This window comes from Bacillus cereus group sp. BfR-BA-01381 (assembly GCF_022663555.1).
Taxonomy (GTDB): domain Bacteria; phylum Bacillota; class Bacilli; order Bacillales; family Bacillaceae_G; genus Bacillus_A; species Bacillus_A pacificus.
In genome coordinates, this window is the sequence record NZ_JAKUFR010000013.1 from 37,586 (window position 1) to 54,133 (window position 16,548).

Consider the following 16,548-nt stretch of genomic DNA (forward strand, 5'->3'; position numbering starts at 1 on the left):
GAAAAAATGTAAGTTTCCTTAAATCTTCATTAATACTGTGTAGAATACGTTTTGAATTAGGTCATTGTATTGTAAAATAAGAAGTAAGCTACTATAGATCTGCTAAGGTAGGCGTATAATGAGCTTATAAAAATCTTAATATGAATGAATAATTAAAAGTAGAAAAGAGAGAAAAATCTACTTATTAACGTTTTACTTTATAGGACAGGAGAGAGTACTCGTCGATTATGCAAATAAAAAACCTGTTTCAAAGCAAAGGATTTCAGAGGTTACTCGTATTAGTAATACTTGCTCTCGTATTATATGGGCTGCAAAGTATGTTGAATTTAATATTAATTACGTTTATTCTTACGTATTTAATGGATCGATTCCAAAAGTTTATTTCTCGCAAATTAGACCACTTTATGCCCATTAATCGAAAGCTCATTATAGCATTTCTATATGTTATGTTAATTGGCGGAATTGCTATTACGCTATTTAAATATTTACCAGTATTAACGATACAAATTTCACAATTGATTTATCAATTTAACGTATTTTTAAGAAACCCACCGGACAGTGAATTAATTAAGTATGCAGTTAATGCTGTTAATCATATGGAACTTTCGAAGTATGTAGGACAAGGTGTTGACATTTTGTATAAATCGATTACGAATGTTGGGAAATTTGGCCTTCAAGTGTTACTTTCTTTAATTTTAAGTTTATTTTTCTTATTGGAGAAAGCTCGTATCGTTGCTTTTACTGCAAAATTTAAAGAGAGCAGACTTGCAATTTTCTATACTGAAATCGAGTACTTCGGTAAGAAATTTGCACGTTCATTCGGAAAAGTAATTGAGGCACAATTTTTAATTGCAGTTGTTAACTGCGTTTTATCCGTTATTGCATTATGGATATTAGGATTCCCACAATTATTAGGTTTAGCGTTAATGATCTTCTTACTTGGTTTAATTCCAGTAGCTGGGGTTATCATTTCGTTATTCCCGCTTTGTATGATTGCTTACAATATCGGCGGTATTATGTACGTTGTTTATATTTTAGTTATCGTAACAGTCATTCATGCGCTTGAAAGTTACGTGTTAAATCCGAAGTTTATGTCGCAAAAAACAAACTTACCAATTTTCTATACGTTTATGGTATTAATCTTCTCGGAACACTTCTTAGGTGTATGGGGATTAATTATCGGTATTCCAATCTTCATTTTCTTATTAGATGTCTTAGATGTGACAAGTGATGAAATGGAGAAGGACGCTGGAAAAAAATAAAGTGAAGAGAAAAAAGCATCGATATTCGATGCTTTTTCTTTTATAACATGATGTTTCTTATGCCATACTGTAAGAAGAAGATAGAATAGGGGTGAAATAATGGCTGTAAATGAAAAGGTAGAATTAGCTACATTTGCTGGAGGGTGCTTCTGGTGTATGGTTTCGCCATTTGAAGAGATGGAAGGCATTATAAAGGTTGTTTCTGGCTATACAGGTGGTCATAAAGAGAATCCAACATATAAAGAAGTATGTTCAGAAACGACGGGACATTATGAGGCAGTACAAATTACATTTGATGCAAATAAAATGCCGTATGAGGAGTTATTAAATATATATTGGAGACAAATTGATCCGACTGATGTAGGTGGGCAATTCCACGATCGCGGACAGTCTTACGAAACAGTGATTTTTTATCATAATGAAGAACAACATAAAAAAGCAGAGGCTTCAAAAGCAGAGCTTGCAAGGAGTGGGCGCTTTTCAAAGCCGATTGCGACAAAAATATTGCCAGCTGCTACGTTTTATCCCGCAGAGGAATATCACCAAGGATATCATAAAAAAAATGAATTCCGCTACGAGTTATACCGTAAAGGCTCAGGGCGAGATGCGTTTATTAAGCAGCATTGGCCAAAGGATAATGCTCATTTAAAGGAAAAACTGAATGAGATGCAATTTTATGTAACACAGGAAAATGGTACAGAACCACCATTTCGAAATGAGTATTGGAATCATAAAGAAGAAGGTCTTTATGTAGATATCGTTTCAGGTGAACCTTTGTTTACTTCTCTAGATAAATTTGATAGTGGATGTGGATGGCCTAGTTTTACGAAGCCAGTTATATCAGCTAGTGTGAAGGAAAAAATGGATGTGAGTCATAATATGACGCGTACAGAAGTGAGAAGTAAGGAAGGAGATTCACATCTCGGGCACGTATTTCCAGATGGTCCAGGACCGAATGGACTTCGCTATTGTATAAATTCAGCAGCTCTTCGATTTATTCCAAAAGAGGAATTAGAAAAAGAAGGCTATGGTGATTTCCTAATCTTGTTTGGAAATAAAAAATAACCTCGCAGTTAGCGAGGTTATTTTTTGGTTATTTTACTTTTTTCTTTTTAAATTTGCTTAATACTTCATAAACGATTGGAACAATAAGAAGTGTTAATAATGTTGAACTTGTTAATCCACCAATTACTGTTACACCAAGTCCTTTAGAAATTAAGCCGCTACCTTCAAATCCTAATGCGAGCGGGATAAGAGCACCGATTGTTGCAATTGCAGTCATTAAAATCGGGCGAAGGCGTGTTGCACCAGCTTCTAATAAAGCTTCACGTGTTGATAGACCTTCATTTTCTTTATGAATAACGCGGTCGATAAGCACGATTGCGTTTGTTACAACGATACCGATTAACATAAGGGCACCGATCATTGCAGAGACACTTAACGTTTCACCAGAGATTAATAAGGCAACAAGAGCTCCAATGATTGTAAATGGTAGCGAGAATAAAATTGCGAATGGTGCAAGAGCACCGCCAAATGTAACGACAAGAACGAAGTATACAATAGCAATCGCAGCTAACATCGCTAAGCCAAGTTGTTTGAATGATTCTTCAATATCTTTTGTAACGCCTCCCATAGAAACATCTACGCCAGAAGGAAGATCCATTTTATCTACTTCTTTTTGAACCGCGGCGGATGCTTTTGAAACGTCATCAGATGTTAGTTTTGCACTTACTTCCGCATAAACACGGCCATCGCGGTGTTTCACTGTATTCGAAGTTTCACCTTCTTTTACAGTCATCACATCTTTTACAGCCACTTCATTACCAAGTGGCGTTGTAATTTTACGATTTGTTAAGTCATCGATTGTTTCATAATTTTGTTTTTCAGCTTCTACATATACATTGATATCTTTACCGTCTTTTTTAATTGTTGTCAGAACAGGGCGATCATGTTGATTAGAAAGTCCCATTCCAATTTGTGCAGCCGTTAGACCCATTTTACTTAACTTTTCCTGATCTGCGACTAAAGTGTATTCTGCGTATGTTTTTGCAATACTAGAGTCTATATCTTTTAAGTCTTTGTTTTTCTTCATTATGTTTTGAATATCTTTTACGACAGGCTTAATGTCTTCCGAGCTATCTCCGTAAACGTATAACTTGATTTCGTTACTACCGCCACTTGCCCCGAAGTCTTGGTTTTTCCATTCGCCTTTCCCAGACATCTTCTGTAAATCTTTAACGACTTGTTCTTTCTCTTTTTCGAAGTTTTTTGTGTCGTTATCATATTGTACGAAGAACATTGCTTGATTTGATTGACCAGGACTCATTGGGTTTTCGCCACCTAATGAGAATTGAATTGTTTTGACGTCTTTATTATCTTGGAAGTGCTTCTCAGCTTTCGTTGCAATTTTTTCAACGTCTTCTAACGTTTGACCTGGTTCAGGGTTGTATGTTGCAATGATCATTTTTTCTTCTTCAGATGGTAAGAAACTTACACCAATGATTGGCACAAGTGCAAGACTACCAACTAATAGAAGGATAGCGATACTTGATGTAATAATTTTGTGATTTAAAGCCCATGCAAGTATGCGTTTATAAATATTTGCTAATTTACTTGGTTTTTCTTCATGATGTACTTCTTTTTCCCTCATACTCTCTTTCTTAAATAAAGAGTGAGCTAGCATCGGTACGATTGTAACTGCTACTAGCAACGATGCTAATAAAGCGAAGACGATAGTTAAGGCGAATGGTAAGAACATTTCACCAATCATACCTTTTACTAGTCCAAGCGGTAAAAATACAGCAATTGTTACAATGGTAGAAGACATAATCGGAATAAACATTTCTTTCGTAGCTTCACGAATTAAATCTTTCCCGCGTAGTTTCTCTCCTGATAACGACATACGTCGGTAAATATTTTCAATAACAACAATGGAGTCATCCACAACGCGCCCGATAGCGACTGTCATTGCTCCGAGCGTCATAATGTTAAGTGTAATATCCATTTGTTTTATGACTAATACAGCAATTAATAAAGAAAGTGGTATGGAAACGACAGAGATTAATGTTGTTCGGATATTTCGTAGGAACAGCATAATAATAACAATCGCAAAAATAGCACCAAAAATGGCTTTGCTCAGCATTGTTTCTACTGATTTCTCAATAGGTGCACCTTGGTCGAATGTTGAAATAATCTCTAGGTCTTTATATTTTTTCTCAAGTTCTGTTACTTTATCTTTCACTGCATTTACAACATCAACTGTGTTGGCGTCAGCAGCTTTGACAATTTGAATTCCAATTGCTTCTTTTCCATTTGTTCGAGAAATAGATTCTGCTTTTCCGACTTCCTTAATATCAGCAATTTCGTCTAATGTAACTGTCGGAATCCCGTTCATAGCAGCTGGATTCATTTGTGGCATTTGTGCACCAGCTCCAGCAGTTTGACTACCTTGACCGCTTGCTGATGAAGGAACAGCAGGGATTTTTAATTCTTTTAATGCTTTCATTGTTGTAATATTTCCATCTACAACAACTGACTTTTCTGTATCTTTAAATGTATATAAACCAAGTGGTAAAGATACGTCCGATCCCTTAATTACATTTTTTACAGTATCTTCACTTAAACCTAATTCTTTCATCTTATCTTTTTTGAAGACAAGTTGTACTTCATCTACTTGTTGACCTGAAATTTGAACAGATGCGACCCCATCAAGTCCTTTTAATCCTGGAACAACATTTTTTTCTACATTTTCAGTTAAGGTAGCTAAAGATTCATTTTTACTTGCTACGCTTAATGAAATAACAGGGAAGGCATTGAAGTTTACACGTGAAACTTTCGGATCTTTTACGCCCTCTGGCAGTTTCACATTTGTGAGAGCTTCTTTTATTTCTGTTTCAGCTTTTTCCATGTTTTTATCAAAATCATATTCTACCTGAATAGAAGATGCATTTTGAAAAGATGATGAACTAACAACGTTTACACCACTTAAATTTTGCAGTTGCTCTTCCATCGGTTTTGAAATTTTATCAGCTACTTCTTCTGGTGTAGCACCAGGATAAACCGTGGTTACTGTTACAACAGGTGTTGTAATATCAGGAATTGTTTCCAGCTTCATATTCAGCCCAGAATAAATACCTGCAATGGTAACGATAATGGTTAGTAGCCAAACTGCGAACTTATTTTTTAACGAAAAATTAATAATTTTGTTCATGTTTGCGCTCCCTTTGTATTATATTGACCAACTGGTCAGTCTAATACATAATATAACTGACTAATTGGTCAGCCGTCAATGAAAAGGGATGGTATAATACATTCATAATAAGATGCGAGATTAAATTTAGGAGAGACATGATATGAAAGACAAAGAGCGTTTAATTATAGAGATGGCTATGAAGTTATTTGCGACTAAGGGTGTAAATGCGACATCGGTGCAGGAAATTGTGACAGCTTGTGGCATATCTAAGGGAGCCTTTTATTTATACTTTAAATCAAAAGAGGAACTTTTATTAGCGACACTTCGATATTACTATGACAAGATTCAAAACAAAATGATGGAAATTGAAAAAGAGTCGTTATTGCCACGTGAAAAATTTGCAAAACAATTGCATTGCCAGTTTAATGATATACAAAAGCATAAAGAATTTATTATTATGCATGCAAGGGAAAACGCGATTCCTTTTAATAAAGAAGTAGAAGAATTTATGATGCGGATGAAGTTAGAGTCTCACGCATTTTATCGGAATAGTTTACTGTCTATTTATGGTGATAAGGTTATGCCATATTTATTAGATTTAGTCATTATGGTAGAAGGCATATGCCGTGGATATTTAGAACTAATTATTTTACAAGCGCCAGAAATAGACTTATCTTACGTCTCTGCTTTTATTTTGAAAAGAGTGGATCATTTAGTAGATGGATTGGTAGAATCTTCAGAAGAACCTGTGTTACATGAAGAAAAGCTTGGAGAATTTCTTTGTAAATCAGAGCTTATTAAGGAGCAGGTTAAGGAACATTTTTTAAAAGAAATTATTGTGTTTAAACGTACTTTAGCGGATCAATTAGAAGATGAGGAATTGCTTGTTACATTAGATGTTTTGGAGGCAGAAATGAGGATGCAAAATCCAAGAATTCCGGTTATCCAAGGGATGTTGTTTAATTTAGAGGCATATCCAACTTTAAAAGAATTTCGTTTGAGGCTTATGGGCTATTACAATATAAAAAGGTAACAATGATAGTTTTCATTGTTACCTTTTTATTATGCATTCACTTTTTCTTTTTGCAGTGCTGTCTCTTCTTCATCAATGTTAATTGTTTCTTTTACGATATAAATCGGACGGTTTTTACTTTCGTCATAAATACGAGCAATATACTGGCCAACGATTCCAAGACCAAGTAATTGAATACCACTAAAGAATGTAATAGCAACCATAATGGACGCCCAACCTGTTTGCGTGCCATGTCCAAAGACTTTCACAGTAATTGTATATAGTAAGACAATTATAGAAATAAGAACTGATAATAAACCTAAAGACATAACGATGCGTAATGGCTTTGTCGAAAATGCAATAATGCCGTCAGATGCAAATTTAATCATTTTCTTTAATGGATATTTTGTTTCACCAGCAAAGCGCTCATCACGTTCATATTCAACATATGTTTGGCGGAAGCCAACCCAAGACATCATACCGCGGATGAAGCGATTTCGCTCAGTCATTTGATTGAAAACATCAGCTATTTTACGGTCGATGATTCGGAAATCACCAGTATCTTTTGGGATATCGATATCAGACATGTAGTTTAAGAATTTATAGAAATACTTAGCTGTTAAAAGTTTGAACCAAGTTTCACCTTTACGTTGCTTACGTTTTGCATAAACAACTTCATATCCTTCTTCCCATTTTGCAATAAGTTCAGGAATAACTTCAGGTGGATCTTGTAAGTCTGCATCTATAATTACAATAGCATCACCTTTTGCGGCAGCAATACCAGCTGTAACAGCTACTTGGTGACCAAAGTTACGTGCGAAATTAACAATTTTTGTACGGTAATCATTTGCTGCAATCTCAGATAAGATTTCCATTGTGCGATCTGTACTACCGTCGTTTACAAAGACAAATTCGTAATTAATGTTATTTTGAAGCATAACGGACTTTAAACGGTTATAACATTCTTGTGCTACTTCTTCCTCGAAGTACATAGGAACTACAACCGAAATTAATTTTTGCATGTTGCATCCTCCGTATTTTTAATAAGTTGTTCAAATTTAATTAGTCACCTTTTTAGTTTGGTTGAATGTCCAAATTTTATTAAGTACAAAATTTATAACCATTCCGAAACCAATTGCGAAGATCTGTGCAATTAATGCATTAAAGGTAAGTTTATTTACTAATATAAATAAACATAATGTATTAAAAGCATATACAATTAAATTTACAGTTAGAAATTTAAAGAACATTGACGAGCCTTTATTATTAGGTTTAAACACCCAATTTTTATTCCAATAGTAGCTATTGGCAACACCAATTGAATAGGCAATGGTATTCGCAATAAGGTAGTTCATACCGAATTTTAATAATATCCAAAAGCTAATAATTGTAATGAGTGTATTAAAGATCCCTACTAAGCCAAACTTTAAGAGTTTTTCCATAATAATATCCTCATGTTTATAATAATATATAAGTAAAACAAAAAATATAGAAGTGTTATTCATATACAACAAATAAAAATTATACCATATTTTCAAGTTTTAAATGAAATTAATCATAAAAAAATTGCCCTCAAAATGTAAATTATAAGTAAAATTGAGGGCAATTATAAATATTTTGAAAGGTATTTTCTTATTTTCTTTTTATGAGAATTTCTTTTTCGATATTAGACTATAAAAAATATATATTCCGTAGCCTTGAATTATTGTAAAGCTAGGGATAATGAAGTATCGGTACCTTGTTTGGTATTCGATTAAGAAATGAATAGCTACATAACCGATTATTAGTAATAAAAATAGAGTGTAATGTGTTTTATTTTGTTTAGTTAGGATGAGATAAAGGAGTGATAATGTGCTAAATATCATAGCCGCAGTATACATATACTTTTCATATTTTGTAAGATCCTCTTTTAATGACACCATATCCTTATCTGTCTTTTCCAATGTTACTAGGCTCCATAATGGTGCGGAGTCATAATCTGCCCACATGAGTACAAATTTATCCCCAAATAAAGATAAAACCTTCTGTGGATCAGATAGTCGCTCTTGAATTAGCTTTTTTTGGGCCGCAGTTCGTTCTTCGCCAAGTTTAAGGGACATAATATATTCCGCATCTGTACCAGAATAGCTACCTTTTGTTTCATGATTAAATCCTACTGTGAATTTCCAAAGCGGATCGCGATTAGAGAGAGGGTATTGTGTGATTCCGGAATATATAAATGAATAACTTACAATTTGATGTAAAAGGAAAAATACAATCAAAATGCCACCAAGTTTTTTTACAGAAATAAAAATTTCTTTTCTTGATTTTCCTAATATACCTTGTAAAAAGACATATATAGTTATTGCAATTAAGATTATAGCACCAAGTGGACGCATGATGTCTCCTAAAGCTAGGATAGCCCCTATAAAAATCCACGTATACTTATTGCTTAGGCCTTTTGTAATTAATAAATAGAAGCCTAGATAAAATAAAAATACAGCAAGGTGTTGATTTGTTAGTACAGAACTCAATACAATACTCGGGATATAAAATGCATATAGTAATCCAGCTATTCGTCCAGACCACTCATTAAATATATAAGAAGTTATTTTATAAATTAGTAATGTTGTTCCTGTACAATAGATTATATTTAAAAATTTTAAGAGAAACGTCCCTTCACCAAATAACTTAATAATAAAGGCTTGGTACATTGTAAATCCAAGTTGGTAAACCCATGAAGTATAATAAGTATTTTGTGCGAAACTAAAGTCTCCTTTAGCAGCTTGTATAGCGCTATGGTACATCATTGCAAAGTCTGTTTCTACAGGGGTTTGAATATTGAGTACCCAAATTAATCGAATAGAAAAAGCCAAAATGATTAGTGAGATAGAAAATGCCAATTTTGACATATATTTATTAGAAATATAGCCAAAAAGTAAAAATACAAGACCTATTAGAATAAGGACTGGTACTAAAACTAAGAGGCTAGTATCATCATGTTCTTTAATCACTGCTACCGAATGCCATGTGATAGCACCAGAAATGATTAGACATAGTACTAATAAAATTTTCACAAAAAACGTATTAAGTTTGAGAGAGAATGTACTTTCCATTATATTTGAAAACTCCTTATCAAAATTTATTACTGATTCAACTTAACTGCCCTTTGTACGTTAAGTTACAGTATAAAGGGCAGGTTAGATAATTAAGAGTTTTGTTGTGCCCATTCTTCTATGTTCCAAACCTTTGTAATCCAATCTTCATAAAAGTCCGGTTCGTGACATACAAGAAGGATTGTTCCTTTATATGCTTTCATAGCCTTCTTAAGTTCTGCTTTTGCTGTAACATCAAGATGGTTTGTCGGCTCATCAAATAGTAGCCAGTTACTTTCTTCACCCATTAGTTTACATAAACGAACTTTTGCTTGTTCTCCACCACTTAATTGACTTAACGGGCGAGAAATATGTTCATTTTTTAATCCGCATTTTGCTAACATCGCACGAATTTGATGCTGGTCTAAGCCAGGGAATGTATTCCATACATCATCAATTGGTGTTATATTGTCAGCTTTAACCTCTTGCTCAAAGTATGCAGGCTCTAAGAAGTCCCCAAGACTCGTTTTACCGCTTAAAGGTTTAATTTTACCTAAGATTGTTTTTAGTAACGTTGATTTACCAACACCATTACATCCAACGATAGCAATTTTTTCACCGCGTTCAATTGTCATTGATAGCTTTGGTAGTAGCGGATGTGTATATCCAATTTCTACATTTTCACCTTCAAAGACGAAGCGACTACTTGCACGACTTTCTTTAAATGAGAATTCAGGTTTAATTGCTGTTTCCGGGCGATCAATAAGTTCCATGCGATCAAGTTGTTTTTGACGACTCTTTGCACGACCTGTTGTTGAATAACGGGCTTTGTTCTTTGCAATGAAATCTTCTTGCTTTTTGATAAACTCGCGCTGCTTTTCATAAGCGTTTATATGTTGATTTTTATTGATCTCTGCTAGTTCTAGGAATTTTTCATATGTCGCTGTATAGCGTGTCATTTTTGTGAATTCCAGATGGAAAATAACATCAACACATTTGTTCATAAATTCCGTATCATGAGAAATTAATAAGAATGCATGTGGGTATTCTTTTAAATAATTTGTTAACCAATGAATATGTTCAACGTCTAAATAGTTAGTAGGCTCATCAAGTAATAACACTTCTGGTTGTTCAAGTAATAGCTTTGCAAGCAATACTTTTGTACGTTGTCCACCGCTTAGTGCTGAAACATCACGATCTAAACCAATTGCATCAATTCCAAGACCACGTGCAGCCTCTTCAATTTTCATATCTAGTAAATAGAAACCACCTGCTTCAAGTGCATCTTGTATTTCTGCCATTTGCTCAAGAAGTTCTTCTAGCTCTTCTGGTGTAGCAGTTCCCATTTTTTCTGTAACTTCATTTAAAGCTTTTTCCTTTTCGAATAACGGTAAAAATGCATCCGCCAGTACGTCACGAATTGTACGTCCAGGCGTTAAAACAGTATGCTGATCTAAGTAGCCGTAATGTGTGCCCGGTGTCCATTCTACACGACCTTGGTCATGAATAAGTTGACCAGTAATAATATTCATAAATGTTGATTTACCAACGCCGTTTGCACCAACTAATCCAACGTGTTCACCTGCTAGTAATCGCATAGATACATCTTTAAATAATGTACGATCGCCAAATGTATGTCCTAATTTTTCAACTGTTAATAAGCTCATAGTATCCTCCGTCCAACTTGAAATAGTACCTTGAATCATGATACTAAATTCTTTCATATAATGCCATCATTTCAAAATGTATATATTTTCAAAACAAGCTAATGTACGAATGTTTATTGCTCATTTCCCAGACTTTTATGGTCCAAATGCAGAAAACACACTTGTCCATCATACATTAAAAGGAATACTTGCAAATAAAATGTCTAGCTTTGTTGAAGATAAAAAGATTGCCCGTGAATATATTTTTACACCAGCTGGTGCAAAAGCAATAGTTGAATTAGCTTCACATGACGAGGCCTATGGACAAAATTGGAACATATCAGGTTATGGTGCCATTACAGGTGAGGAATTGATTTAACACATACGGGAATTAACGGGATATACCAAACGAATAATAACTGTAAAAAGAGGAATGATCCAGTTCATTGGTCTGTTTGATAAGCAGATGAAAGAATTTGTGGAAATACTATATTTGACGGTAAAACCAGTTGTATTAAGTGGAGAGAAGTACGAGAAATATATTGGGGTTGTACCTAGAAATTCTTATTATGAAGGGGAATTGTATATAAGTAAAAAAACAAGCTTCTATTTACAATTTAGAAGCTTGCCTTGTTATTGTTTATCTACCTAGCTTTTTATTTACAAACCCTAAAATTAATCTACGTATTTGTGGATCAATTGCAAGGCCAATAATGCCATACAATATACCAGTAAGTACTAAAGCTACTAGTGGTGGTAAGCTAATTAGTACGGTGCGGTATATTGCATAACTAATTATAAATGCTAGTGTATTGAATATTATTCCTTTGAATAGCAATGAAAATCCTTTACGAACGAATAATGAAAATCCGATTAATAATGTAATCTCAGTAAGGATAGCAGCTACAGCAGCTCCCATCATTCCAAATTGGCTACCTAATATGATGTAACTTATGATAGCGACAGCTAATCCAATTGCCATAGTTGTTGCACGTTTCCATTGTTGACCAGCTGTTGTTAAATTATCAGCAAGCGGATAGTTGATAGATTGTAAAATGACCATAAAGGCTAAAATTGCAAGGGCATCACCAGCTGGTGCATATTTTTCACCTAATAGAGTTACAATCCAAAAACTTGGATCGGCAATAAACGGGATAGAAATTCCCATCCCTAAGAAAGACATAAGCTTTAATTCGAATTGAGATAGCTTTCTATGTTCATCAATATTATTTTCGTTTCCAAAAGCAAACAATTTTGGATAAAAGGCTGCTGCAATTACACCAGGTATTTGGTAAAGTACAGCAGGTATTTTATAGGCGGCCCCAAAGAATCCAACTTGTGCTTTCGTTGAAACTTTTTCTAAGATAATAGGACCTAACTGCGGTAAAAGCATAATGATAACGCCATTGACTGTGAAAATAAGTAATTGATCTAAAATGCCTTTATTCCAACCCTTATGAATTGTTGTATAGCGGATTGTCATTATAAAGGCAATGACTCCTGTTACAAGGCTAGATATTCCGTACATAGCAGCAACCATCATAAGTGACCATTTAAATGACATCCCTAGCAGAAGAGCGGCTGCGGCCGTCACACCTTGTAGTACAGAAATAATCGCCGTGAATTGCATACGCTCTGTTACTTGGAAATAGGCCATCCCGACCCCTTGTAAAGTAGCTCCAAACATAGTTGGTAGTACGACCCAATATACCATGGCACGTAAGTAAGCATCAGTGTAGAAGAACTGAGCGAAAATGGCGAAGAGCACAGAAATTACGATAGCTAATACTAAACGAATTCGTAAATAACTGCTTATTAATACGCTAATGTTAGCGTTGCTTCTTGTTCCTTCACGCATAAACGTATGTGTCAAACCTGCATCCGTAAAATAGCAAATGACAGCGGAAACTGCTAATGCAACTGTAAACATCCCGTACTCATCTGGTGAAACATATCTTGCAAAGAGAATTGTTGCAATAGCCAGTACAAAACGAACAGTAATGTTTCCTACAAAGAGGTAGGATGCATTTTTTAGAATTTTATTTGTTTTCATGAGAAAAGACCTTTCTATTCTTTAGGACCCGGTTAGCTTGTCCTATTTGTAATTTTAATTTGTTCACAGAAAGAGAGTATCGTTATATTTTCAGTTTAAGAAAACAGAAATTTAATTCGTACAAACCAAAGCATTGCATATAGTTTTTTACTACGCTTTCCATTCTTTGAATAGATTTTACGGCAATATTTCTTTATATCTTTTTTGATTAATTGAACTTGTGATTTATCTAATTGAGAGTTTTCTTTAATATATATACAAGAGTTATTGATGACTGTATAAGGAAATAAATAAGTCTCAAGAATCTCAATAAGTGACTGAGGGTCTTTTGTAATGAAATCTTGAGATTTATTATGTATCCAGTCTTTCATACGATTGAATACTTCCAGCTCTTTTGCCGTTTTTAATTCATAATCTTTATATTTAGAAGAAAGATTTCCTTCTGATAAGATTCTGTAATATGTTAAGTATTCATCGACATAACATACATTTGTCACACTCATAAGTTTAAATAAAAACTCCAAGTCTTCGCCCCAACTACATCCTGGTGTAAAACGAATGTTATGATCTATTACGATAGATCTTTTGAAAATCCAAGTACTTGTTTGAGCAACAACTTGATGCGTTAGGAATGCTTTTGTCATATCACCTTTAATAAAGTTTGTTGTATGTTCAACCTTCTCGCCTGTTTCTTCGTAGAAATTCATATAACCACAATAGCACGCGTCCATTTCGTTTTTATGCATACTTTCGACTTGCTTCTCAATTTTAGTTGGATGCCATAAGTCATCGCTATCAAGGAAAGCGACATATTCTCCGCTAGCATTTTCCATACCTGTATTACGGGCTACTGAAACGCCTTGGTTTTTTTGATGAACGTATTTTACTTGCCCTGGGTATTTTTCAGCAAGATTTTTTACGATAGAAGGTGACTGATCTTTACTCCCATCATCTACAATTACAATTTCGATGTTTTTATATGTTTGATCTAATATTGATTGCATCGTTTCTTCAATATATTTTTCCGTGTTATACAGAGGTATGACAACAGAAACAAGTTGTTTTTGTTCCATCATAGAATTTTTATCTCCTCAAGTTTTTTATGTCTTGCACCATATATACAAGCCTTTTGAAAGGAAGAAGATTACAAGAACATCTGTATAATTTTAACGCATATAAACTTTGTAAATCAACTTTCTATTAAAAAGGTGGTGGCTTATGGTTAATTCTCGTATTTCAAACGGCTTTAATATGTTTATTGCATATAAATTCTTATTTATACTATTTTTACTTAGTTAGTAAGTAGGATATATTTATCGTAACGATTGTGAAGGGGAATAAATGATTATTGAGAATAAAAAACCTCTTAATTTTTGAAATAAATTAAGAGGTTTTTTTATATTGGCTTTGAACTATTAGGTTAGTCTTTGTCTGGCTCAGTCGCATGTAATTTTTGCTTTAGTAACGCATAATCTTGCGTTAATGTTACAAGTTGATGATGTTGTTTAGAAATTTTTCTTGTTAGGTCAAAAATTAAGATGAAACAGAATAATAATCCAAATAAAAATAAAATGGAAGGGGGATATTCTACTTTTAATAGTTTTCCAATCCAGTTTATAATTTTATCGGTAGAACTTAAAATAGCCATTGCAATACAAACAAAAATCCACAAAACAGCATATTTCGTTTCTAAAGTTCCGCGACGAATAGAATTAATAATTAATAATAATAATAATAAAATAAAGATGAATGAAAAGGTAATTATAGGCATTTATTATCAACCTTTCACGATTTTTTGCATCAATATAGCAAGGCTTACCTTAATCATGTAATATGCAGATTTAAAAGGTGTGATAGAAGATTGTCCACCTTGTCGCTCTTGCATATTTACAGATATTTCATTAATGCGAAGTTTTTTCTTTTTTAAATGAATAAGAACTTCTGGTTCTGGATAATCTTTTGGATAATTGTGTGCAAAAATTGTAATTACTTCTCGATTGATAGCACGATATCCAGAAGTTGGATCCATAAATGTTTGTTTTGTTAGTACTTTCAATAGGGCAGTAAAATAAAAAATACCGATTCTTCTGGAAATACTACCTTTATATGCTGTTTTTTCTGTAAAACGTGACCCTAGTACCATATCGCATTCATCTTCAGCGATAGGCTTTATAATTTTATATAAATCATCTGGGTTATGTTGTCCATCAGCATCGAACTGAATCGCAATATCATATCCATTCTCATATGCGTATTTATATCCAGTTTGTACAGCTGAGCCAATACCTAGATTATAGGGTAAATTCACAAGGTGAACAGGAAATTCTTTTACGATTTGAGCTGTTTTATCGTGTGATCCATCATTAATAACGCAAATGCTTAATCCAGTAAAATGCTGTTTTAGTTTTAATAATCTTGTTAATGTATCTGCAATTGCTTCTTCCTCGTTATACGCTGGAATAATAATTAACGTTTTTGGTATTGAAATTGGTACTTCAATAGTCATTACCGCACCATCCCTTATATACTTAATCATATTATGGTTATTTTTAAACGAACTTTATTTAATATACCATTAACAGTATAACAAAATAAAGGAAAAGCTGGTGCATGATTTAAGAGAACAGATTGAGAATAAAAGGATAAGAGAGAATATTTTGTATAAAAAATACATGCAAGGAAGAAAGAACCTATGCATGTATATGGAAGAGTATCGTATTAAATATTCCAAGGTTTATTTAAAGTTAAAACCTCAGCCATTTCTTTACTTTTTAAACGTCCTTTTTTTCTATTTTCCGCGCGTTCTGAACCGGTTGTGTGTAACCAATGTTCTTCCTCAGTTTCAGGAAGTACTTGTGGTACGGACGAAGGTTTTCCATCTTTTATTGCCACAAATGTAATGAAGCAAGTGGCGGCAATTCTACGCTCGCCTGCTAATAAATTTTCAGCGATTACTTTTACGAAAACTTCCATTGAAGATTTCCCTGTATAACATACAAATGCTTCATAACAAACAGAATCAGCTTGGTGAATTGGAGTTAAAAAATCAACTGAATCAATAGATGCTGTTACGCAATGTTTACGACTATGTCTTGCAGCCGCAATTGAAGCAATACTATCAATTTCTGCTAATAATTTCCCTCCAAAAAGTGTTTGGTGATTATTTAAATCGTTAGGAAAAACACGTGTTGTTTTAATTGCTTTTGATTCTCGCATGAATTTCTTTTCCATATATTCAGCCCCTATAGTCTGTTTTCAATCAGAATAATATGTGTAAGTGGATTACTCATATTAGATATTTAATAAAGT

General features: G+C 33.7%; 13 protein-coding genes and 2 pseudogenes. 5 read left to right on the forward strand and 10 right to left on the reverse strand.

Going from position 1 to position 16,548, the window contains the following annotated elements; all coding sequences use genetic code 11:
* The first annotated feature begins 227 nt into the window (after positions 1 to 227).
* The 3 genes and pseudogenes from MR079_RS06880 (at position 228) to msrB (ending at position 2,327) form a co-directional block, all read left to right on the forward strand.
* Positions 228 to 1,262 (forward strand): AI-2E family transporter, encoded by a 1,035-nt coding sequence (locus tag MR079_RS06880; protein WP_001166015.1) that lies wholly within the window; start codon positions 228 to 230, stop codon positions 1,260 to 1,262.
* 99 nt (positions 1,263 to 1,361) lie between these two features.
* Positions 1,362 to 1,829, forward strand: a pseudogene (gene msrA / locus MR079_RS29330) (peptide-methionine (S)-S-oxide reductase MsrA); the annotation flags it as partial.
* Between the two features lie 45 nt (positions 1,830 to 1,874).
* Positions 1,875 to 2,327, forward strand: coding sequence for a peptide-methionine (R)-S-oxide reductase MsrB (gene msrB / locus MR079_RS29335; protein ID WP_313897259.1), 453 nt, complete (start codon positions 1,875 to 1,877; stop codon positions 2,325 to 2,327).
* Positions 2,328 to 2,355: 28 nt separating this feature from the next.
* Here msrB and MR079_RS06895 read toward each other — a convergent pair whose 3' ends face one another.
* Positions 2,356 to 5,472, reverse strand: coding sequence for an efflux RND transporter permease subunit (locus tag MR079_RS06895; protein WP_139868592.1), 3,117 nt, complete (start codon positions 5,470 to 5,472; stop codon positions 2,356 to 2,358).
* A gap of 142 nt (positions 5,473 to 5,614) precedes the next feature.
* On the opposite strand from MR079_RS06895, the gene MR079_RS06900 reads away from it, so the two are divergent.
* Positions 5,615 to 6,487 carry a TetR/AcrR family transcriptional regulator gene (locus MR079_RS06900; protein ID WP_139868590.1) on the forward strand — a complete coding sequence of 291 codons (873 nt, stop codon included), beginning with the start codon at positions 5,615 to 5,617 and terminating at the stop codon, positions 6,485 to 6,487.
* Between the two features lie 29 nt (positions 6,488 to 6,516).
* On the opposite strand, the gene MR079_RS06905 is transcribed toward MR079_RS06900, so the two are convergent.
* The 4 genes from MR079_RS06905 to MR079_RS06920 form a co-directional block, all read right to left on the reverse strand.
* Positions 6,517 to 7,488, reverse strand: a complete 972-nt coding sequence (locus MR079_RS06905) for a glycosyltransferase family 2 protein (protein ID WP_001170717.1) — start codon at positions 7,486 to 7,488, stop codon at positions 6,517 to 6,519.
* Between the two features lie 36 nt (positions 7,489 to 7,524).
* Positions 7,525 to 7,908, reverse strand: a complete 384-nt coding sequence (locus tag MR079_RS06910) for a GtrA family protein (protein WP_000413286.1) — start codon at positions 7,906 to 7,908, stop codon at positions 7,525 to 7,527.
* A gap of 201 nt (positions 7,909 to 8,109) precedes the next feature.
* A complete protein-coding gene (locus MR079_RS06915) occupies positions 8,110 to 9,561 on the reverse strand; it encodes an ArnT family glycosyltransferase (RefSeq protein WP_139868588.1) in 1,452 nt (483 codons plus the stop codon).
* A 92-nt stretch (positions 9,562 to 9,653) separates the two neighbouring features.
* Complete coding sequence (locus MR079_RS06920) at positions 9,654 to 11,207, reverse strand: ABC-F family ATP-binding cassette domain-containing protein (protein WP_014481802.1); 1,554 nt, start codon at positions 11,205 to 11,207, stop codon at positions 9,654 to 9,656.
* 88 nt (positions 11,208 to 11,295) lie between these two features.
* On the opposite strand from MR079_RS06920, the pseudogene MR079_RS06925 reads away from it, so the two are divergent.
* Positions 11,296 to 11,838 (forward strand): annotated as a pseudogene (locus MR079_RS06925) (Rossmann-fold NAD(P)-binding domain-containing protein); the annotation flags it as partial.
* Here the strand turns inward: MR079_RS06925 and MR079_RS06930 are convergent.
* From MR079_RS06930 to MR079_RS06950, 5 genes are all read right to left on the reverse strand, one after another.
* On the reverse strand, positions 11,827 to 13,239 hold the full coding sequence (locus tag MR079_RS06930) for an oligosaccharide flippase family protein (protein WP_087995286.1): 1,413 nt from the start codon (positions 13,237 to 13,239) through the stop codon (positions 11,827 to 11,829). The pseudogene MR079_RS06925 and the gene MR079_RS06930 overlap by 12 nt on opposite strands.
* A 95-nt stretch (positions 13,240 to 13,334) precedes the next feature.
* Positions 13,335 to 14,315 carry a glycosyltransferase family 2 protein gene (locus MR079_RS06935; RefSeq protein WP_000970533.1) on the reverse strand — a complete coding sequence of 327 codons (981 nt, stop codon included), beginning with the start codon at positions 14,313 to 14,315 and terminating at the stop codon, positions 13,335 to 13,337.
* Between the two features lie 344 nt (positions 14,316 to 14,659).
* Positions 14,660 to 15,010 (reverse strand): DUF2304 domain-containing protein, encoded by a 351-nt coding sequence (locus tag MR079_RS06940; RefSeq protein WP_001121772.1) that lies wholly within the window; start codon positions 15,008 to 15,010, stop codon positions 14,660 to 14,662.
* 6 nt (positions 15,011 to 15,016) lie between these two features.
* Positions 15,017 to 15,745: a glycosyltransferase family 2 protein gene (locus tag MR079_RS06945; RefSeq protein WP_000151538.1), complete on the reverse strand. Its 729-nt coding sequence runs from the start codon at positions 15,743 to 15,745 to the stop codon at positions 15,017 to 15,019.
* Between the two features lie 212 nt (positions 15,746 to 15,957).
* Complete coding sequence (locus tag MR079_RS06950; protein WP_000412121.1) at positions 15,958 to 16,470, reverse strand: acyl-CoA thioesterase; 513 nt, start codon at positions 16,468 to 16,470, stop codon at positions 15,958 to 15,960.
* Positions 16,471 to 16,548 lie beyond the last annotated feature (78 nt).